General features: G+C 39.7%; 16 protein-coding genes, 1 tRNA gene and 1 pseudogene. 8 read left to right on the forward strand and 10 right to left on the reverse strand.

Translation table 11 applies throughout. The features are described 5' to 3' along the window. Positions 1–78 precede the first annotated feature (78 nt). The gene (locus tag N8A89_RS09300; protein WP_289644219.1) at positions 79–3,336 is read right to left on the reverse strand and encodes a S41 family peptidase; all 3,258 of its coding nucleotides are present in this window, start codon (positions 3,334–3,336) and stop codon (positions 79–81) included. A 153-nt stretch (positions 3,337–3,489) separates the two neighbouring features. Between N8A89_RS09300 and N8A89_RS09305 the strand changes: the two genes are divergently transcribed. Then, on the forward strand, positions 3,490–3,855 hold the full coding sequence (locus N8A89_RS09305; RefSeq protein ID WP_281542016.1) for a nuclear transport factor 2 family protein: 366 nt from the start codon (positions 3,490–3,492) through the stop codon (positions 3,853–3,855). A gap of 153 nt (positions 3,856–4,008) precedes the next feature. Beyond that, positions 4,009–4,395, forward strand: coding sequence for a DUF423 domain-containing protein (locus N8A89_RS09310; protein WP_281542017.1), 387 nt, complete (start codon positions 4,009–4,011; stop codon positions 4,393–4,395). An 18-nt stretch (positions 4,396–4,413) separates the two neighbouring features. Here the strand turns inward: N8A89_RS09310 and N8A89_RS09315 are convergent, their stop codons facing one another. The 9 genes and pseudogenes from N8A89_RS09315 to N8A89_RS09355 all read right to left on the reverse strand — a co-directional run bounded on the left by N8A89_RS09315 (position 4,414) and on the right by N8A89_RS09355 (position 13,051). After that, positions 4,414–4,866 (reverse strand): hypothetical protein, encoded by a 453-nt coding sequence (locus N8A89_RS09315; protein ID WP_289644220.1) that lies wholly within the window; start codon positions 4,864–4,866, stop codon positions 4,414–4,416. Between the two features lie 44 nt (positions 4,867–4,910). Then, the gene (locus N8A89_RS09320) at positions 4,911–5,624 is read right to left on the reverse strand and encodes a DUF4097 family beta strand repeat-containing protein (protein WP_289644221.1); all 714 of its coding nucleotides are present in this window, start codon (positions 5,622–5,624) and stop codon (positions 4,911–4,913) included. Positions 5,625–5,646: 22 nt separating this feature from the next. Further along, positions 5,647–6,399 carry a DUF4097 family beta strand repeat-containing protein gene (locus N8A89_RS09325; RefSeq protein ID WP_281542021.1) on the reverse strand — a complete coding sequence of 251 codons (753 nt, stop codon included), beginning with the start codon at positions 6,397–6,399 and terminating at the stop codon, positions 5,647–5,649. Between the two features lie 10 nt (positions 6,400–6,409). Further along, a complete protein-coding gene (locus N8A89_RS09330) occupies positions 6,410–7,207 on the reverse strand; it encodes a zf-HC2 domain-containing protein (RefSeq protein ID WP_281542022.1) in 798 nt (265 codons plus the stop codon). Continuing rightward, positions 7,204–7,728, reverse strand: coding sequence for an RNA polymerase sigma factor (locus tag N8A89_RS09335; RefSeq protein ID WP_281542023.1), 525 nt, complete (start codon positions 7,726–7,728; stop codon positions 7,204–7,206). Before N8A89_RS09335 ends, N8A89_RS09330 begins: the two co-directional genes overlap by 4 nt. 138 nt (positions 7,729–7,866) lie before the next feature. Beyond that, positions 7,867–9,402 (reverse strand): carboxypeptidase-like regulatory domain-containing protein, encoded by a 1,536-nt coding sequence (locus N8A89_RS09340; RefSeq protein ID WP_281542024.1) that lies wholly within the window; start codon positions 9,400–9,402, stop codon positions 7,867–7,869. A 345-nt stretch (positions 9,403–9,747) separates the two neighbouring features. Then, positions 9,748–11,915, reverse strand: a pseudogene (gene feoB, locus N8A89_RS09345) (ferrous iron transport protein B). Further along, positions 11,912–12,157, reverse strand: coding sequence for a FeoA family protein (locus N8A89_RS09350; RefSeq protein ID WP_281542025.1), 246 nt, complete (start codon positions 12,155–12,157; stop codon positions 11,912–11,914). The pseudogene feoB and the gene N8A89_RS09350 overlap by 4 nt, the downstream one beginning before the upstream one ends. A gap of 219 nt (positions 12,158–12,376) precedes the next feature. Continuing rightward, the gene (locus N8A89_RS09355) at positions 12,377–13,051 is read right to left on the reverse strand and encodes an SCO family protein (protein WP_281542026.1); all 675 of its coding nucleotides are present in this window, start codon (positions 13,049–13,051) and stop codon (positions 12,377–12,379) included. Between the two features lie 160 nt (positions 13,052–13,211). Between N8A89_RS09355 and rseP the strand changes: the two genes are divergently transcribed. The 6 genes from rseP (at position 13,212) to scpA (ending at position 21,013) form a co-directional block, all read left to right on the forward strand. Next, positions 13,212–14,567, forward strand: coding sequence for an RIP metalloprotease RseP (gene rseP, locus N8A89_RS09360; protein ID WP_281542027.1), 1,356 nt, complete (start codon positions 13,212–13,214; stop codon positions 14,565–14,567). Positions 14,568–14,712: 145 nt separating this feature from the next. Beyond that, positions 14,713–15,579, forward strand: a complete 867-nt coding sequence (locus N8A89_RS09365) for a DUF4382 domain-containing protein (RefSeq protein WP_281542028.1) — start codon at positions 14,713–14,715, stop codon at positions 15,577–15,579. 144 nt (positions 15,580–15,723) lie between these two features. Next, positions 15,724–15,797 (forward strand) — tRNA-Asn (locus N8A89_RS09370). 241 nt (positions 15,798–16,038) lie between these two features. Further along, a complete protein-coding gene (locus N8A89_RS09375) occupies positions 16,039–17,373 on the forward strand; it encodes a serine hydrolase domain-containing protein (RefSeq protein WP_281542029.1) in 1,335 nt (444 codons plus the stop codon). Positions 17,374–17,496: 123 nt separating this feature from the next. Further along, a complete protein-coding gene (locus N8A89_RS09380) occupies positions 17,497–18,870 on the forward strand; it encodes a methylmalonyl-CoA mutase subunit beta (protein ID WP_281542030.1) in 1,374 nt (457 codons plus the stop codon). Beyond that, on the forward strand, positions 18,863–21,013 hold the full coding sequence (scpA, locus tag N8A89_RS09385; protein ID WP_289644223.1) for a methylmalonyl-CoA mutase: 2,151 nt from the start codon (positions 18,863–18,865) through the stop codon (positions 21,011–21,013). Before N8A89_RS09380 ends, scpA begins: the two co-directional genes overlap by 8 nt.

The following is a 21,013-nucleotide window of genomic DNA, read 5'->3' on the forward strand; positions in this document are numbered from 1 at the left end:
GGAAACCTCATTTTATGTCGGGTATCATCTTTATTATAAAAGCAAGACGAATAAAACTCTTATAAAAACAAATGGACCTTACTCTTCATCAAAACCTTCCGGTCGTTTCCATTTAAGGGGCGGTGCAGGCTCAGATTTCATTTCAAATTCTTCGGTTTTTAATAAACGCATTGCTTCTTCAACGCCTTTTTCTAGCTGTGGGTCTTTACCTTGCAATACCAGTTTTGGATTTTGGATAACTTCAATATCGGGCGCGACTCCGTCTCCCTCAACAGCCCATTGGCCATTCACATCAAAGAAACCACCGCGGGGTGCTACCATTCTGCCACCATCAATAAAATTGGGAGTGTCCCATGTGCCTACAAGTCCGCCCCAGGTTCGTGTTCCTACCAAAGGGCCTATCTCTTTTGCGTGGAACATATAGGGTAACAAGTCACCACCAGAACCTGCATTTTCGTTAATCAGCATCACCTTAGGCCCCCATATTCCCGCCATTGGGGTGGTCCACGGTCTATTGGTCTCCGTTCTGCTATTAAAATATCCGAAGAGTTCCCGGGACATAATGTCGATCATATAATCGGCAGCGGAACCTCCTCCGTTATTTCGCTCGTCTATAATGACCCCTTTTTTATCTTGTTGAGAAAAATAATAGCGGTTAAAAGAGGTGAAACCACCTCCTCCGGTATTCGGCACATAGACATATGCCAATTTTCCGCCGGACAGTTCATCAACTTTTCTTCGGTTTCCTTCCATCCAATCATATGTTCTTAGACCACGTTCGCTTTCCACAGGCTTAATAAGAATATCTTTTGAGCCCGAAAGGCTAGGTGTTGAATTCACTTTGATCGTTATTTCCCGATCTGCCGTCTGTTCTAATAATTGGTAAGGATTTACACCTTCTTTAAGTTCTTTTCCATTGATGTGAGTAATAAAATCCCCGACCTTTACATTTATTCCGGGTTGGGCCAATGGAGCATATAAATCAGGATTCCAGTTTTCCCCATTGTATATTTTATCAATTTTATAAAAGCCATTTTCAATGGATAAATCGGCTCCTAAAAGACCAACGGGTACTTCCTTTACATCCGGGAAATCACCACCATAGACAAAGGAATGTCCAATACTTACTTCACCGCTGAGAATATCCACTACGTAATTAAGGTCCGTACGATGTCTTACGTGCTGAATCCAAGGGGAGTACCATTCGTATACAGTATCCCAAGGCGCGCCATGAACGTTATCTACATATAGAAAATCGCGCATAAAACGCCAGCCTTCTTTAAAGATTTGCTGATACTCTTGCGCAGGGTCTACTTTTACTTTCATGTTAATGGAAAGTTTGTCCTTAGCCGGATCTGGCTTGCCGTCGGTGGCTGAAAGCATCCAAGAACCATTTTGCCTCAATAGTATATTCTTTCTATCGGAAGAAACCACCATTTCAGAAACACCGGTAGCATATTCTTCGGGTTCCATTTTCTCGATATCATATTTATGGACCTTTACGCCTTCTTCGTTAGGAATCTGCTCCGCTATGAAAATTATATTTTTTGGTCCCACGGCGAGGGAGAGATAGTTTCGGCTGTCCAATTTCAAAGCAACGGTGCGGTTGTATATACCATCCGCATCTAATTTTACGGTAACCGGCTCTGGAGTTTCTTCTTCGTCCTTTTTATCTTTTTTCTTATTCTTGTCCGATATGGCCTCCTTATCAATTTTTTCCTCATCGGTTTTTGGCAGGCTGGGAGCTGCATCAGTTTTTGATAAAACGATGGTGTAGAGGCTTCGAGTAAGGTCGGTATCATAAGAACTCATATCCAGCCAACCGGACTGCAATCCATAATTGGTACTGGCCAGAAAATAAAGGTATTTTCCATTCTCGTCCCATACCGGACTAATGGCGTCCGCCATGCCATCTGTTAGTTGCACGGTTTGTTTTGTTCCGATATTATAGGCAAAAATAGCCTTAAAGTGACTTTTTAACTGCTTAGGGAAGGCGATCCATTTGCTGTCTGGAGACCAAACCGGATTCATGGTCCGGTTAGGATGGGCATAATTATCGGTTGCTACTTTTTCTACATCTCCACTAGCTAAGTCGATGACCCAAATATTATAATGTGTATCGGAATAGGCAATATAATTACCATCAGGCGACCAATCGGGCTGAAAATAAAAAGTGTGGTTTGGAAGTGGATAGTATTTTTGATTTGCTCCGTCTTGATCGGAAACCACCAATTGGTATTCACCGCTTTTATCGGAAAACCAAGCTATTTTATCCCCCTTGGGCGACCATATCGGTGCTCTGTCCGCAATACCAGGAGAACTGGTCAAATTACGCCAAGTACCGTTTTCTTTTGGGACTGTAAAAATTTCCCCCCGATGTTCAAAAATGGCACGTTTTCCGGTAGGGGACAGGTTTGGATTTGAAAGTTGTCCTGCAGTTACGTTTTCCCATCGTGGGCGGGCAAAATTCATATCCCCGTTTACCGTTATATTCAATTTTTTTGCAGCTCCGGTCTCGGGATTCAATAAATGGAGATAGCCTCCCTGTTCGTAAACAATATGTCGTAAACTTGCATCCAAACTTTTTACATCGAATTTTTTGTGAAAGGTGATTTGCTTCTCCTCTTGTGTATCTATATCAAAAGACCAGATGTTACTCGCATAATCGCGCTCGGACAAGTAAAATACTTTGTTTTTAAACCATACCGGATCCAAGTGACGTTCCTTCGTTGGCTGTGGAATCCTCTCCAATTCTTTGGTCTCCATATTCACGATCCAGATGGGTACGGCTTGCCCGCCTCTATAATTGCGCCATTCCGCATCCCAAGCTCTTAATGGTACATAGGCCATATGTTTGCCATCAGGTGAAATTTCACCAAAGGCCGCATTGGGCAAATCAATGGCGGTTGGAAAACCACCGCTAACCGGTACGGTGTAAAATCTATCGGTGAGGGTCGGTTTGGCTGTTCTTCCCGAACGGAACAAAACGGCACCTTCGGGTGTCCAACCTTGCACAAAGTCGTTGCTGGGATGATAGGTCAATCGTTTGGGCTCCCCGCCGTCTGATGGGATTACAAAAACATCGATGTTACCATCATATTCGGCCGTAAAGGCAATTTGTTTTCCATCAGGAGAGAAATGGGGCAGCATTTCATAACCCTCGTTGCTGGTAAGTCGAATTGCCGTGCCACCATTTATATTGGTTTTCCACAGGTCATTGGCGTAGACGAATACGATTTCAGTATCCGAAACCGTGGGCTGACGTAGTAATTGGGTGCCTTGGGCATTGCTTTGTATTGAAATGGAAAGCAGAAAAAGCATGAATATGGTTCTCATAACAGGTGGATTGTGTTGAGCCATGAAAGTATCGAAAATTGATAGAGCAGGCAACTTTATCAACACGTGAACCAGATTTTAATATTATGTTAATCTATGAGCATCGATTCACAAATTTTGTAATTTGAACCTAACAATCTAAAATCAAGATATATGGAAACAAAAGAGATTGCTGAAAAACTCGTAAAATGGTGTAAAGACGGAGATTTTGAAAAGCCCTATAAAGAACTGTACAGTCCAAACATCGTGAGTATTGAAAACGATGGAACCTCGGAAGGTGGTCGTGTTGAAGGCTTTGAAGGCATACAGAAAAAAGGGGAGTGGTGGCAAGAGAATTTTGAAGTACATAACACTTCCGTGTCCGAACCTATAGTTGCGGACAACTGGTTTTCGCTTCGCTTTGAAATGGATACTACGCACAAACCATCCGGACATCGATCGACAATGTCGGAAATAGCAGTTTATGAGGTCAAAGAAGGCAAAATTGTGAAAGAGCAGTTTTTTTATGATGAGGCATAAATTAAAATTGACATGAATAAACCCCGTTGGTTATTCCAACGGGGTTTTGCTTTACACGTATGAGGTGTTCAACCCAAATAACCATGTTTCCTTATGCTGTAATAATCCTATTGATGTCATTTGAATACCTATCTTAGGCCCAAAATTTAAAAAATGGTTCTTTTAGCGCAGTCCATAGGGGCATTATACGGTTTATTGGCAATTATCTTTGGCGCTTTTGGCGCACATATGCTGAAAAAATCTTTTACTCCGGAGCAATTGGCAAGTTTTGAAACGGGCGTAAAATATCAAATGTATCACTCGTTGGTATTGCTGATGCTCAGTTTTAATCTAAACCTAGATACCGATTTAGAGAAGTATATGATTTACTGTTTTGTAATCGGGACCTTCCTTTTCTCATTCAGTATTTATGGTCTGTGTTTAAGCGCATCAAAAGGTAGGAAATTAAAGTTTTTAGGCCCAATTACACCTATTGGCGGTTTGTTCTTGGTTATGGGCTGGAGTATGTTACTGTACTCTATTATAAGAAATCTTTTATAATCTTAAAGAGCAGAATAGCTAAGGATTATATTTTTGTCCATTAACAAAAATATCACCACCCAGTTCATCAATTTTATAGTTTATCCAAACCGATTTTCTTTTTTTCCATACTTCACGATGAGTTTGGGCTGTTAAAACCGTGTCTGTGGTAACTCCGTCTTTTTGAAACATGATACGTTTCCATTTTTGCGAAGTAAAAACCATGGCACTGTCACCATAGACTCTTAGGCTGTCTACTACATAATTATTGGATAATGTTGTATCTATAATGGCCCAGTCTCGCAAGGCATATTCCCGCTGCATTTTCTTGGTAATATAGTTCCCATTTTCATCCTTAATTACAAAATCATCTGGTATACCTTGCATATACAAATCAATATCCTTGGTCGTAACGGCTAGAACGCATTGATCTAATAATTTTTGGATATCCTTTTGAACTTGCTGCTCTTCTGATGAACAGGAGAATATCATGAAAAAAATCAGATAGATTTTTGAAATATTTGTCATGGATTAACTTAGAGCCTTAAATACATGTTGCCATTAATCGTGTTAAGGCGCAGCCTATTCTTTCCTTCCGCGATTTGCCCTGAGATTTTTTGCCCCACATGGCGATCTTCTGAATTAAATTTCAACTTTTCATCTGCGTAAATATCTCCATGAATGGTTTCTGCAACTAAATTGGCATTGACCATTTTTAAATCAATTTCTCCGTTGATAGTGGTCAAGTTTAGATTCCCGGAATAGGATTTTATGCTAATATTTCCATTAATGAGATCTGCAGTAAAATCACCCTCTAGAATATCTGAACTTAAATCCCCATTGATACTGCTGACCTTAAATTTGGCATTTTTAGGAACATAAAGGGCATAATTAAAAGTATACCAATCTCCTGAATTATAGTACCGTTTTTTTTTGTCTTTATTATTGGCGTTCCATTCATCTTGGAATTTTTTGAATACACCTTCAGCTTCTGAAATTATACTAATTCTATCGGACGTTTCTTTTAGGTCTAGCTTATAAGCATCCAAAAATTTTCCATCTTTCGTATTGATTTCGGCCTTAAAATATACCGTGTTTTTATCCCATGTTTTTACTGCTATCTCCGAAGCGAATTTTAGGTCTACCTCTACGTACTGATTTTTAAAATCTATGTTCTTTTCTATAATCTTCTGCGCATTTATTGTAAGACTGATGAGGCCTAACAAAAAAGTAATTTTTAAAGTTTTCATGACTGTTCGTTTTTGAATTGTTTTATTTCTTTCTGAGGTAGATATTTCCATTGGTGGACTTCAATGTGATATTTACTCCTCCATTATTGATAGCTCCTTTTATGTCCTTTCTGGACAGCGATGTTAAACCATCTTTTTTTGGTCTTTTTAGATCGAAGTTGGAATATACGTCCCCGTTCCAAGAACTTAATTCCAAATTTGCCGATGTGTTAGCGGGCAAGGTGACATCAATTTCCCCGTTAGTTGTTCGAATCAAAATAGGGGAATTTTGGTTTATGTTGTCAAACTCTACCCGTATTCCTTCGTTCAAGGAGTAGGCGGTTATTGGACCTGATAAATTGGTTAAATTAAGGCCTCCGTTAAGATTGGCATTGGCCTCTACTTCACCACTAAAACCCTCAATATAAATATCCCCGTCCCAAGTATTGGTCACAGAAACGTTTTGGGATTTGGGCAAGTATATTTCTGCACCGCCAGATTTCCTAACACTCTCTACAACGAGGTTGTTTCCAGATTGAATTACATTAAAGCCTACATCGGTATTGTCTTCACCACCTACACCCACAAGCTTAAGTCCTTGGGCTTTTTCAGGTTTAGGTTCTTGATTAAAAACTTTAATGAGCAATTCGTTTTTATCGTGCGTTTTTAAAATGATTTCGGATTTGGATTCAATTTTAACCCATTCTACACCATCCAATGATTTTGAATAATCATTTTGTGCCGGGAGGTTCCAAGCAAAAAAACTTAGGATTACAAGTAATGATAATTTATTCATGATTTTCGTTTTATATGATTTCTGATAGTACTCTATTTATTTCTTCTTTTACAAAAGGCTGGGTATCCTCCTGTTCCATTAGCTTGCGCATTGGAGCAGTAGCCTTACTTTCTTGAATCCGCACTAAATTTTCAATAATTGCGATTTGTACACTTGGATTTTTTTCCGTGGCCAACGCCTCAATAAAGGCCGATGTTACGGTTTCTGAACGCGTAAAGCGGGATAAGGCATCCACAGCGGTTAAGCGAACGTTGGTATTCTGGTCAAATAGCATCCTATCGGTCAAAGCTTTGATAATGGACTCGTCCGGACTTTCAAATTGGTTTATAAAATTCACACCCTGGATTCGTTTTCGAGCGGATTGATTGTCCATTAGGGATAGCATGGCGGTTTGCTTCATTGTCAAGGATTCCGTTTCTAGAAGTGCAATATCCCTATCGAATTTTTGCTTTTGCTGATAGCTTCCCAACACAAATGCACCGACAAGTAGCGCAATGCCTGCGGCAATTCTAAGGAACGAACTTGTCCAACTGCTTCCCTTTTTCGATTCATTTAGTGTAAGTAAATTGACCTGAGCTCTTTTTTCTTGTTCCAAAGCCTCAAGGAAATTATCTCTAAGTTCATCTGAAGGTTGCAGGACGGCTTCTTCCTTTAAAGATTGGAACAATTCTTTGAACCTTAAAAGCTTCTCCTTACAAGATTCACAAGCAATCAAATGTTTATCCACCGAGGCTCTTTTTTTAACGCTTAGTTCATCGTCTAAATATGCCTGAATTAATGCTACGATATGGTTTTCGTCTTTCTTCATAGATTAGAAAAGTATATTATTTTCAATTTTTGGATAGCTCTGCTTACCCTGGTCTTTACAGCGCCAGGGGTGCTTCCTATTATTTCGGCAATCTCATTATATTTTATTTCCTGAAGGCGATTAAGGACAATAAGCTCTCTATCCGACCGGTTTAATTTCGATAGTGCCATTTGGAGTTGGGAATACGTTTCAACATCATCCTCCTGCTTGGAAGGAAATTTGTATGCAACTGCATTTATATCCTCGTGATATTCCTTGTTTTTTCTAAAATGGGTGCTTAAGCAATTTCTGGCGATGGTAAATAGCCAAGAAATGAAATTGCCGCCATTATAAGAATTTCTATACTTCATAAGTTTATAAAAAACCTCTTGGGTCAAATCCTCACTCAACATTTTGTCCCCACACATTTTGTATAAGAAATTAAAAACGTGAACGTGGTGTCTTTCAAAGAGAATTTTGAGCATATCCAAGTCTCCCTTAGCCACAGTGGTCATCAATTCCTCGTTGGTTAATTCCTTCAAAAGGACACGCTTTAGTTAGTGTACATTCATATATAGTCAGAAAATTACAAAAGGTTACATCAGGATATAAAAAAAATCGCCCCGTTTCATAATAGGGCGATTTGAACTTAAGTTTTTATGTGATGATTTTGGGTAAATCTATTTCTCTAGCTGTACTTCGGAGGTGAATTCCTTAATAGCTGTATTAGGCTCCATGATGGTATATCCTTTCCAGAAATCTGCATTATAGTTGGGCATGTATTGTGGGAGCACATTGTTATCTTCTGAAAGACTTTCAAATTGCGCTTCGTTTATGGGCTCTGTGTCAAAAACCACAACTTCATACCTGTTAATACCACTAAAAGCGGCATCAATTTTTAAGTGTAGTTCGTTCTGTTTTCGCCTACCTCTAACATTTTTATTTTTCTCTATAATGCGTACCGGTCTTTTGAAGCCAACTTTATTCCCTTTAATAATTTCATAGTATTTTAAGCTGTAAAGGCCATTGTCGCCTTTTCCGAAAAGGATGCTTCCTTTTGCCAAATACTCGTTCAATGAAACCCCTAACAATTTAAATTTGCGAAGTGGTGTTACGTTTTCAAATTCCATTTTCACCAGGGCAAAGTCATCTGAATTAATGTATAATTTTCCCTTAAACTCCTCTGAACGCTTTGGGCTGAAGCTTATTACGTACAAGGCTTTGTCCCCGATATAGGTAAAATCTTCCAAAGTCAAATCATAACGTCCAGGTCGTTGCAGGACATTATAGTCCGTGTCCTTAAAAATGGGAAGGTTGGAATACAGATTTCCCAATGTTCTTCGTTTGTAGTTGGCGAAGAATTCTTTTTGATTCTCTTTCTCCTTTTTCTTTTCTTCTAGCTGCTTGTTCAAGGCATTAACATCGGTAGAATCAATATCCGCCTCAAAAAGTTCATCGGCATCTACTTTCGTCCCGAAAAGACCCGACTTTACCTTAAAATAAGAATCGGTTTTTACATTCTTTTTAATGATTTGATTAAAACGTTCTTCCAAATTTTCCAAATCCAGACGTTTGCTTTTGTCATACAGTTCTGAGGCTTTGATCAGGCTCAGTTTTTGTTCATCATCATCTTCGTTGCCATATAAGTCTCCAAGACTCTCGGTATAGTAGGTGTCATTCTTTGGAACCGTGCGCAAGACACTATCCAAAAATGATTTGTTGAACGCATCTATTGTGGATTCTTTTATGGAGTAATTGGTCTTATCAATCGTGTTTTGGTAAGATTCCCTAAGAAATAAACGTTTTTTTGTGTATCCGTATTGGTAGTTTTTCTCTAGATTCTCTTCCACCAAATCTATAATTTCCCTTGGGGTATAGTTCTTATTGGAAACGATTACTTCTTTAAGTTCTATAGCCTTTGGGCTTAGGTAAATTACTTTTCCGTCAAACTCGTTCAATGGTTTTCCAATGGATTCGTAGCCTATACAGGATACTCTAAGGGAGTCGTTCTCAGTAACGTCACCATTTAATTGAAACAAAAATCTACCTTCTTCATTGGTAATGACACCGCTGTTGTTCAATAAAACCGTTACGTAAGGAATGGGTTTTTGTGTAGACGAGTCCAGTACGACCGAGGTAAGTGTTTGCGCTTGGAGAAAGTTGAATACGAAACAGGTAAAAATTAAATAGAATAACGACTTGGAATTGATTTTCATACAATTGGGTTGACAGCACAAACTAAAGTATACCTATTATCAAAACCATATACTTTTTGATTTCATTAGGATGTATTTATTATTTCTTTAACGCCCGGAAGGCTTAAGTTTTGAGAAATGACGCTTTGGCCTATGAATTTGTTACAAGACCTGTGATTGGATCTGAACTTTATATCAATTTATGAAGTACTTCTAGTGGCAGCCACAGTCATCCTGTCCGCAGACCTTTTGATGGGACTTTTTAGATGCGAACAACGATTTAGGAAGAAAGAACTTTTTTACAATATATCCCACGGAAAGTATCAAAGTAATATAAACCAAAGTATGTTGCAAAATGTCCATATTTTATTTCAAGATTTGATATGCTATTAAAGCTACAATATAAGCAAAAAGACTCATGAATACCAACTGCCCGGCAGGCCATTTCCAAGAATTTGTTTCGCGCTTCACCACTGCTAAGGTACTCATGCATTGCATGGCAAATGCATAAAATAATAATAACGATATCCCAGAGGCAAGGTTGAACAAAGGCTTTCCGTTATTGGGATTTACCTCTGCCGCCATTCTGTATTTTATGGTTTCTTCTTCATCATTCCCAACACTATAAATCGTGGCTAAAGTTCCCACAAAGACTTCCCTTGCCGCAAACGAGGTCAGTACTGCAATCCCTATTTTCCAATCATATCCTAACGGACGTACAATGGGCTCAATTGCTTTACCCATGTAGCCCATATAAGAATGTTCCAGTTTATAACTGGCTATTTCTTGGTTTATGGCACGTTCTTCTAATTCGGTTTTTTCAAGGGCTTCGGAATCTTGGAGTTTACTCTGAATGTATGCTTGGCTGTAAGGGCTAAATCCATCTTTTTCTACTCTTTCGGAAACAATCTGTTCGGCATTCTTAAAATCGTCTGAAAATCCGTTAGAGCCTAAGAACCAAAGGATGATTGAAATAGCAAGTATGATTTTACCTGCACCAAAAACAAAGCTCTTGGTCTTTTCTAAGACCGTAAAACCAACATTTTTTAGTAGGGGAAGCTTGTAATTGGGCATTTCCACTACAAAAAACGGTCTACTCTGAATCTTGAGAATCCTGTTTAAGATCATAGCGGATAGAATGGCCGCTGCAAATCCTAATAAGTATAAAAGCATTAATGTAAGTGCTTTGTAGCCTAATCCTAAAAATCGCCCTTCGGGAATTACTAAGGCGATAATGATGACATAAATAGGGAGTCTGGCGGAGCAAGTCGTAAAGGGAGTAACCAAAATAGTTATGAGGCGTTCTTTCCAACTTTCAATAGTTCTTGTTGCCATAATCGCTGGAATAGCACAAGCAGTTCCTGAAATTAGGGGCACGACACTCTTGCCACTTAGTCCAAAGGGACGCATAATCCGGTCCATAAGAAAGACCACCCTGCTCATATAGCCTGTCTCCTCAAGCAAAGAAATAAAAAGGAACAAAAAAGCTATTTGAGGTATAAAGATGACTATGCCGCTTATACCGATTAGAATACCCTCTGCAATTAAATCGGTAAAAACCCCAGCGGGAAGATTGTCTTTTACCCACTCACTTGTTGAGGCGAAAAATGCATCAATTAAGTCCATCGGGTACTCACTCCAGCTATATAGGGTTTGAAATATAGTAAGCAGGATAATAAAAAAGATAAGATATCCAAAAACCTTGTGCGTTAGTATTTTATCCAGGCCTGCACGGAACCCCTTAGCGGCATTCGCATCTACTTTATAAGTTTCCTTTAAAATTCCGTTTATGAACTGGTACCTGAGAATGGTCTCCTTTTGTTGTAAACGTTTTAGTTCAGATTTGGATTTAGTGGCAAAGGAAGAAGTGTCCTTTATCAGTTTTTTCTCAATAGGCATAAAGTTCACATCCTGAGTGATAACCAGCCAAAGCTTATACAAGTCCTCTTTTGGGAATGTGGTCCTAAGACGCTCAAAATATTTGGGATCAATAACCGTGGTATCCACGTTAGGAACTTTGGATAAATTTTTAAAATCTCCAATCAGTTCTTTTAGCCTTTCAATTCCGGTACCTCTCCTTGTGCTTACCAGGGCAACCTTGGCATTTAGCTTTTCCTCTAATAAGGATATATCAATACTAATTCCTTTTCTGGACATCCTATCGGCCATATTAATGACCAGAATTGCAGGAATTTTAAGGTCCTTTATCTGCGTAAATAAAAGTAAATTTCTTTTGAGGTTTTCTACATCGGACACTACCACTGCTACATCTGGGTGGTCCTTTGCATTCTTGTTCAGCAGTAGTTCTACCGCAACACTTTCATCAAGGGAAGTGGTGTTAAGACTGTAGGTGCCGGGTAAGTCTAATATATGCGCCTTAACGCCTCTGGGAAGTTTACAGACTCCCTCTTTTTTTCGACCGTAATGCCTGGGTAGTTACCTACTTTTTGTTTAAGACCTGTAAGCTGGTTAAAAACCGAAGTCTTGCCGGTATTGGGGTTTCCTATGAGCGCAACTTTTATCTCCTTGCTCATAGTCCAACTGCCTCATCAACGATATCCAATGCAATGAGTAATGCCATCTTTCTGCGGATGGCAATATGGGTCCCGTTTACGTTAATATATATTGGATCCTTTAAGGGAGCTACCTGCACCATTTCGACTTCATTTCCTGGTAAACAACCCAATTCCAGTAATTTTATGGGAATGATATCCCCAGAAAATTCTTTGATGATTCCTTTCTGTCCACGTCGCAAATGAGCTACTGTAATCTCCAATTTTTATTTAGATTGATTATAAGTAAGAACAAAAGTAAGGGAAAAATCTTGAAATGTTCATGATAATATTTAAAAAAACCGAACAGTTTTCAGGGGTATTTGGTAGTGCGCGTCGCTGTGAGTAATTCCTCAACTAAAATGGCTACTCGAATCAATTTAAAGTTAAGTAACTACGAAGCTGCAGGGATTTTCTAATTCTTTCCACCTATCGGGTATAAACTAATCGGTATACGAAGCCTTAAGAATTTTAAGGTCCTCCATCAGTTTTTCAATATCCTCAGTTTTGGTGCCGTCGTAGAAGCCTCGAATACGGCGCTCCTTATCCACCAAAATAAAATTTTCTGTATGTATCATGTCAAAAGGACCACCGTCCCCATCGGTTTTTACGGCTAGGTACGATTTTCTGGCGAGTTCATAAATTTCCTTTTTATCGCCGGTAACCAAATTCCATTTTTTGTCATCAACCCCTTTTTCCAACGCATATTTTTTTAGCTGTTCTACCGAATCTATTTCAGGGGTTACGGAATGCGATAACAATAAAACCTCTTGATCATCGTGAAGTTCATTTTGGATAACGGCCATATTCTTGGTCATTATGGGGCAGATGGTAGGGCAGGTCGTAAAAAAGAAATCGGCAATATAAATACGGTCCTTGTAATCTTCTTGAGTTACTTCCTCGCCATTTTGATTTATTAATGAAAAGTCGGCAATCGTGTGGTATTTACGAATGTGTTGAATTTCTTCGGGAACCAGCTCAGAATTGACCATGGCAGGTGAATAGACCGGGAGAATTTGTTGAGGTTGAAGGGCGTTGTAGAACAAGTAAACAATTACTACGGACAGCCCAAAAAGCACCATCCCGAAAAACTTGTATTTACTAAAAAAGGAGCGCATCAATTTTTGCACAAAGATAAGCTACCCTTTGGAGTGTATCAATATTGGGGAATGTAATAGCTGCCAAAATATTCTTAAAATGAAGGTGGCTGGAACGGTTTCTTTTTTTAAGACTATGTAAAAACGTACTTTTGTCCGATTTTAATTTTAGAAGAAGCTGATGAGCCCCATTATTATAAAGACGATACAATTCTTTTTAAGTCTTTCACTACTTATAGTTTTGCACGAGTTGGGACATTTTATCCCAGCAAAATTGTTCAAGACTAGAGTAGAGAAGTTTTACCTTTTCTTTGATGTAAAGTTTTCCTTGTTCAAAAAGAAAATAGGAGAAACAGTCTACGGTATTGGGTGGTTACCCTTGGGAGGTTATGTAAAAATAGCCGGGATGATAGATGAGAGTATGGATACCGAGGCCATGAAAGAGGAGCCCAAACCTTGGGAGTTTCGTAGTAAACCGGCATGGCAACGACTCATTATTATGTTGGGTGGCGTTACGGTGAACTTCATTTTGGCGGTCATCATCTACATCGGATTGGCTTATGCCTACGGAGATCAATTTATAGCCAACGACAGTCTTAAGGATGGTGTTTATGTCAATGAGACTGCTATAGGAGATAAAGTGGGTATTCAGACTGGGGATAAAATACTTTCGGTAGATGGCGAGCCTATAGATGATTTTAATAAAATTATCCTTGAGCTGATCAATGGTAATACGTTTACCATCGAACGAGATGGCCGGGTAATAGAGAAGGAAATCCCCGTAGATTTTATCGCTACTTTATTGGAAGATGAAGAAAAAATGCGTTTTCTAAGTCCCAGATATCCATTCGTTATAGGTTCTATTCCCGAGGAGTCTTCCAACAAGGATTCCGGGATAGAAGTAAAGGATGAAATCATTGCCATAGGCGGCGATACCTTTACCTACTTTGATGAGGCAAAGGAAATACTTGAAAAATACAAAGGACAGCAGATTGATTTGAAGATAAAAAGAGAAGGTGCTGGAGAACTTCAGATTCCTGTAATTATAAGTGACTCTGCAACTATTGGCGTTGGTCTTGGAGGACTAAGTTTTGAAGATCTTGAAAATAGGGATATACTGAAATTGGAAACAACTACCTATTCCTTTCTAGAATCTATTCCCGCAGGTATTGAGATGGGGGTAAGTACCCTTACGGGTTACGTAAAGCAGATGAAAAAGATATTCAATCCGTCTACCGGTGCCTATAAAGGTGTCGGCGGTTTTGCGGCCATTGGTGGTCTTTTTCCAGATGGTTGGAATTGGCCCGCATTCTGGAGTGCTACGGCATTCATTTCCATCATTTTGGCTTTTATGAATATATTGCCCATTCCCGCGCTGGATGGCGGTCATGTTATGTTTCTATTATATGAAATAGTATCGGGTAGAAAGCCAAGCGACAAGTTTTTGGAATATGCGCAAATGATTGGCTTTTTCTTGTTGATAGCACTTTTATTGTTCGCCAATGGTAACGATGTCTATAAGTGGCTTTTTAAATAGGATTTTTGATCGTTAGCCCACCAAGAAGGAAACTAGCCCACGTTTTTTGGCAGTATATCGAGAATTTATCTTAGAATAGTCCTATCCACTTACCTTAGAGTAAAATAAGATTGTAGCAATACAATTTCCCAAATGTATACTACCTATGAAAACCTACAAAATAGCACTTCTTGTGCTCTCTTCTGTTGTTATTACTTTAGCTGCATGTTCCAAGTATGGTAATGAATTATCCTATGTGGAGTATGGCACACTCTCGGTACAACTTACGGATGCGCCCTTTCCCTACGACTTTGTATCTGAGGCCAATGTCACCATATTTAAAATAGATGCACGTCATAAGAATCCTTCTGACACTGAAAATCTGGATGATAACTCAAATTTTATAACCCTTTTTGAAGGTGAAATGACCGTTAATCTTTTGGAGCTTACAAACGGAGTAACCAAGAGTATGGGTGAGATTGAAGTTCCCGTGGGCACTTATGATTTAGTACGGGTTTACGTTTCTAATGGAAATGTACTATTGACGGATGGAACTATTTATGATTTAAAAGTTCCTAGTGGAGAACAAACCGGGATTAAGGTCTTCATAAAACCATCTATTGAAGTGGTAACCCAATTATCAAGCGATTTACTTTTGGATTTTGATGTAAATAAATCGTTTGTGCCGAAAGGAAACGTAAATGCTGTGTCCGGTATCACTGGATTCAATTTTAAACCTGTTATTAGAGCTTCCAATATGAGTATGGCGGGGAGCTTGTCCGGTATGATAAGCACTGTTGAGGATGAAGTTAGTATGCCCTTAGAAGGCGCAATGATAAGTGTTTTTTCTGGCGATACCCAAGTGACCTCTGCATTTTCAGATGCAACAGGGGGCTATACAATTCTTGGTCTTGAGGCTGGCAGTTACAGAGTAGTTGTTGAAGCTTTAAATTACGCTGAGGCGAGTGTAGAAGTAGTAACTATCGTAGTTGCAAATGAAACCTCATTAGATTTTGAATTGACTTTAAACTAAGAGTAACTTTTAAAAGTTAGGGCCGAGCCGTTGGGTTCGGCTTTTTATTTTACCAAAAAACAAAAAGTTACATTTTAATTATTTGGGGTATTTGAAAAAACGATTATATTTGCACCCGCTTTAAGAGATTAAAGCGGGTAATTTTCCTCCTTAGCTCAGTTGGTTAGAGCATCTGACTGTTAATCAGAGGGTCCTTGGTTCGAGCCCAAGAGGAGGAGCTAAAAAGACTTTACAGCAATGTAAGGTCTTTTTTTTGTTATTGTTTTGCTAGAAGTTTATGCTAAGCTCGGTCGAAGCTGGTCAAAGTGATGGAGCTTTAAACGGGATCTATAATATTCTTCGAGGTTTTTTTGTTTCATGACTTAATAGGCTCCATTATTTTTTAAGTGTTAAAAAGGGTATGGATTTATACCAAAACGTGCATTTCATCCGTTATATATGCATTACGTCCCAAATTCTATGCATTTATTCCCAAAACCTATCTCCACTTTGCTCGTGCATCGATTTAAAATCTTTGTAGGATATCTACTTGTCTTACTCTTATTTTTCATTACTATTTCAAGTGCAAGTAATCCGGCACCAGAGAAGGTGTTAGCTAAGCAGACACTGGCAAAAAATGGAGAGGATTTAGAGGTGATTATACCAGACGCCGCTAAGCAACAAGAACTAAGTACTGCACTCCAATCCTATTTTGAAAGGGCTATAGCTTCAGGAAAAATAGTTGGAGCGGGATTGAGTATTGTAAAGAAAGGTGCTATCATCTTATCAGAAGGATACGGTAAACGAGGTGCTAATGGTACTGCCCGGGTGGACGGGGAAACCGTCTTTAGACTTGGATCGCTTTCCAAAGGTTTTGCCGGAGTTTACATGGCCAACCTAGAACATGAAAACAAAATAACATGGGAGGATAAGGTTGTAGATTATCTACCTGAATTCAAGTTAGGGGATAGAAATAATACGAACAAGATAAATCTTTCGCATATTTTATCACATAGTACGGGAGCGCCCTACCATAGTTTTACCAATCTTGTAGAAGCGGACCTTTCGCTTGAAACAATTGCTGCCCGTTTTAAGGAGGTAACACCCATTAGCGAACCCGGCTTGCAATATAGTTATCAAAATGCGCTCTTCGCCCTTTCCGGAGAAATAGCGCAGGCAACGACTGGAAAAGACTTGGCAACAGGTTTGTATGAACGGATATTTAAGCCATTGGGGATGTGTTCCGTTTCTATGGATTATAAAACGCTTTCCGAAAGGGAAAATGTGGCCCTTCCACATGTAAAAAGGAAACGGGGATATAGAACCTTATCACTTTCAGATAGTTATTTTAATGCAATTGCGGCAGGCGGAATAAACGCCAGCGCCCACGATATGGGTAAATGGATGCGTTTCTTATTAGGCCATGATTCCGAAGTAATGGCTCAATCCGCATTTGATCAGGCATTTGAGCCATTTATAGAGATTCCTGGGCGGAACAAGTACTACCACCGCTGGCCAGGTCACATAAAATCATATTACGGCTTTGGATGGCGAATCCACAAATTTTCCGATGAATTGTCTCCAGATGAAAAAACCATCTGGCACCATGGAGGTAGCGTGAATAATTTTAGGAACGAAATTGCAGTATATCCGGAGGATGATTTGGGAATTTGTGTGCTTTTGAACAGTAATTCCAGATTGGCGAGAACGGTTATTCCGGATTTACGTCAAATCATAAAGGAGATTTATGAAAAACCTACTGCAAATATTGCCCAGAATAGTTCCACAACAACATCAGAACCTGCAAAGGGCTAGATTTCAATAAGCACCATAATCTAAGTGTTTACTTATCACTATTTGTCTTATTAAATACCTAATTTTAGGCTTGTGTAGCTCCTTGGTAAAGGAGCAAGAATATTCAAATGAATAATCAGTACAATGTCGGATAAGTTGTTTAGTGATTTCCCTGAGGTTTCCGCCAAAGCTTGGAAACAGCAAATACAGTATGATTTGAAAGGTGCGGATTACAACGAAACCTTGGTCTGGGAATCCCCGGAAGGTATTAAAGTGAAACCCTTCTACCATCAAGAGGATATTTCTAAATTAAATTTACAATCGGTAAATAACAAAGACTGGAAAATAGGTCAAGTTGTTTATGCCGGAAATGCCGCCATGGCCAATGCAAAAGCAAGGGACTTTTTGCAAAAAGGTGCAGAATGTATTTTATTTCAAATACCCTCGGCAGCTATAAAAATAGAGGAGCTTTTAAAGAACCTTAATTTTGAAAATACACCAATCTATTTTGAACTTCATTTTCTATCCGCAGATTATGTAAACGGAATTAAGTCCCATTTAGGAAACGCTGCTTCACCTATTTTTTTAAACATCGATATCATAGGAAATTTGGCCAGATCAGGGAACTGGTTCGAGGGTTTGGAGAAAGACCATAGTACTTTGACAAGTATCTTGGATATGGATTTGCGAAACACGCTTCAGGTAGATTTGTCCCTATATCAAAATGCCGGGGCCACTATAACCCAGCAGTTGGCTTATGGACTGGCACATGCCAACGAATACCTGAACCATTTTCAATCAAGACTTGAAAATAGTAGTGGGTTCACCATGCACTTTAAGGTAGCTGTAGGAACAAACTATTTTTTTGAAATTGCCAAGTTAAGGGCGTTACGAATTTTATGGAGTACATTGGCATCCGAGTATGGAATTACTACGGCTTGTCATATAAGTGCGTATCCTACCAAGAGAAACAAGACACTTTACGACTATAATACGAACATGCTGCGTTCAACTACTGAGTGTATGTCGGCCATTTTAGGAGGCGCGGATGTTGTGTTCAACTTGCCTTATGACGCCATCTATCACAAGAACAATGAATTTGGTGATCGGATTGCTCTAAATCAATTGATACTGTTAAAGGAAGAGAGTCATTTTGATAAAGTGGGAAACCCTGCGGATGGCACCTTTTATATAGAAAGTCTTACTCATCAAATTGCAGAAAAAGCATTACAGCTGTTTAAAAATTTGGAAAAACAGGGAGGCTTTTTAAAGCAGTTGAAGGCACACGTGATTCAAAAGCAGATTAATGAGAGTGCTGCAAAGGAACAGGAGCGGTTTAATACTAAGACTGAAGTGTTGGTAGGAACCAATACATATGTAAATTCTGATGACCGAATGAAGGACAACTTGGAACTTTATCCTTTTCTCAAATCGAATACAAGAAAAACACTTATAGCACCAATTTTTGAAAAACGATTGGCTGAAGCTATGGAGCAAAAACGATTGAAGGATGAGTAGAAAAGACCTTCAACATATCACTTTGAAATCAGAAGGCCTAGGGCATCAAGAAGAGCGTCGAACAACGAGCTATGATACAGGCGAGGGCATTTCTCTAAAACCCTCTTACTCCCCGAAGGATATTGAAGCAGCGGAACATATAAACTTTGCCGCCGGACTTCCACCTTATTTGCGTGGGCCTTATTCCACGATGTATGTAAGACGCCCATGGACGATACGACAGTATGCCGGTTTTTCAACGGCAGCCGAAAGTAATGCCTTTTATCGCCGAAATTTAAAGGGAGGTCAAAAAGGACTATCGGTTGCATTTGATTTACCCACACATAGAGGGTACGATAGTGACCATGAAAGGGTAGTGGGTGACGTAGGCAAGGCCGGCGTAGCCATAGATTCGGTAGAGGACATGAAAATTTTGTTCGATGGTATTCCTTTAGACGAAATGTCGGTTTCTATGACCATGAACGGAGCGGTTTTACCCATAATGGCATTCTATATTGTAGCGGCCCAAGAACAAGGCGCTTCCTTAAACCAGCTATCAGGTACGATTCAGAACGATATTTTAAAGGAGTTTATGGTGCGGAATACCTATATCTATCCACCAGAACCCTCCATGCAAATCGTTTCCGATATTTTTGAGTACACCAGTAAATTCATGCCCAAGTTCAATAGTATCAGTATTTCCGGATATCACATGCATGAAGCAGGTGCTACAGCGGATATCGAAATGGCGTATACGTTGGCGGACGGATTGGAGTACATTAGAACCGGACTGAAGGCTGGACTTAAAATTGATGAATTCGCCCCCCGATTATCTTTTTTCTGGGGTATCGGGATGAACCATTTTATGGAAGTCGCCAAAATGCGGGCGGCAAGAATGCTATGGGCAAAAGTGGTGAAGCAATTTAATCCGAAAAACCCGAAATCCTCAATGCTTCGGACACATTGCCAAACCAGTGGTTGGAGCCTTACGGAGCAGGACCCGTTCAATAATGTAGCAAGGACTACCATTGAAGCTGCCGCCGCAGTTTTTGGAGGAACCCAAAGCTTGCATACCAATGCTTTGGACGAGGCCATTGCCCTGCCCACAGATTTCTCGGCAAGGATTGCCCGCGAAACACAATTATTCCTGCAGGAGGAAACCAAAATAACAAAAACGGTCGATCCTTGGGCAGGTAGTTATTATGTAGAACATCTGACCCACGAACTCGTCCAAAAGGCATGGCAGTTAATGGAAGAAGTAGAGGAATTGGGTGGAATGACAAAAGCCATCGAAGCTGGTATCCCAAAAATGCGTATTGAGGAGGCAGCTGCCCGTAAACAAGCGCGTATCGACGGTGTACAAGATGTTATCGTGGGGGTTAACAAGTACCGTTTAGAGACTGAGGATGAGATGTCCATCTTGGAAGTGGATAACCAAGAGGTGCGTAGGCAACAGTTAAACAGGCTGGCGGAGGTTAAGAATAACCGAAATCAGCAGCGCGTAAATGAGATACTAGCGCAGTTGACTTCCGCAGCAAAAGCCAAAATCAATTCGAGAGTATCTGAAGATAATTTGCTAGCTTTAGCAGTAACCGCGGCAAAGGAAAGAGCAACTTTAGGCGAAATTAGTGATGCCCTAGAGGCTGCCTTTGGTCGCCATAAAGCAGAAATTAAATCATTTACGGGAGTGTATTCCAAAGAAATCAAGAATAACGAAAGCTTTAAAAAAGCGCAAGGGCTAGCAGATAAGTTTGCGGAACGAGATGGTCGTAGACCCCGTATAATGGTCGCTAAAATGGGACAGGACGGTCATGACCGCGGAGCCAAAGTAGTTGCTACGGGTTATGCGGATTTAGGATTTGATGTAGACATTGGACCGTTATTCCAGACCCCAAAGGAAGCGGCAAAACAAGCGGTGGAAAATGATGTGCATATTCTTGGGGTTTCTTCTTTGGCCGGGGGTCATAAAACCTTGGTGCCTCAAGTAATAGAAGAACTTAAGCGCTATGGTCGTGAGGATATCATGGTTATAGTAGGAGGTGTTATCCCCAAACAGGACTATCAATATTTGTTGGATTCAGGGGCGACAGCTGTTTATGGGCCCGGGACTAAAATCAGTGACGCCGCAATAGAGATATTAGAATTATTAATATCGGAAAAATAG

This window comes from Maribacter aestuarii, assembly GCF_027474845.2.
Classification (GTDB): domain Bacteria; phylum Bacteroidota; class Bacteroidia; order Flavobacteriales; family Flavobacteriaceae; genus Maribacter; species Maribacter aestuarii.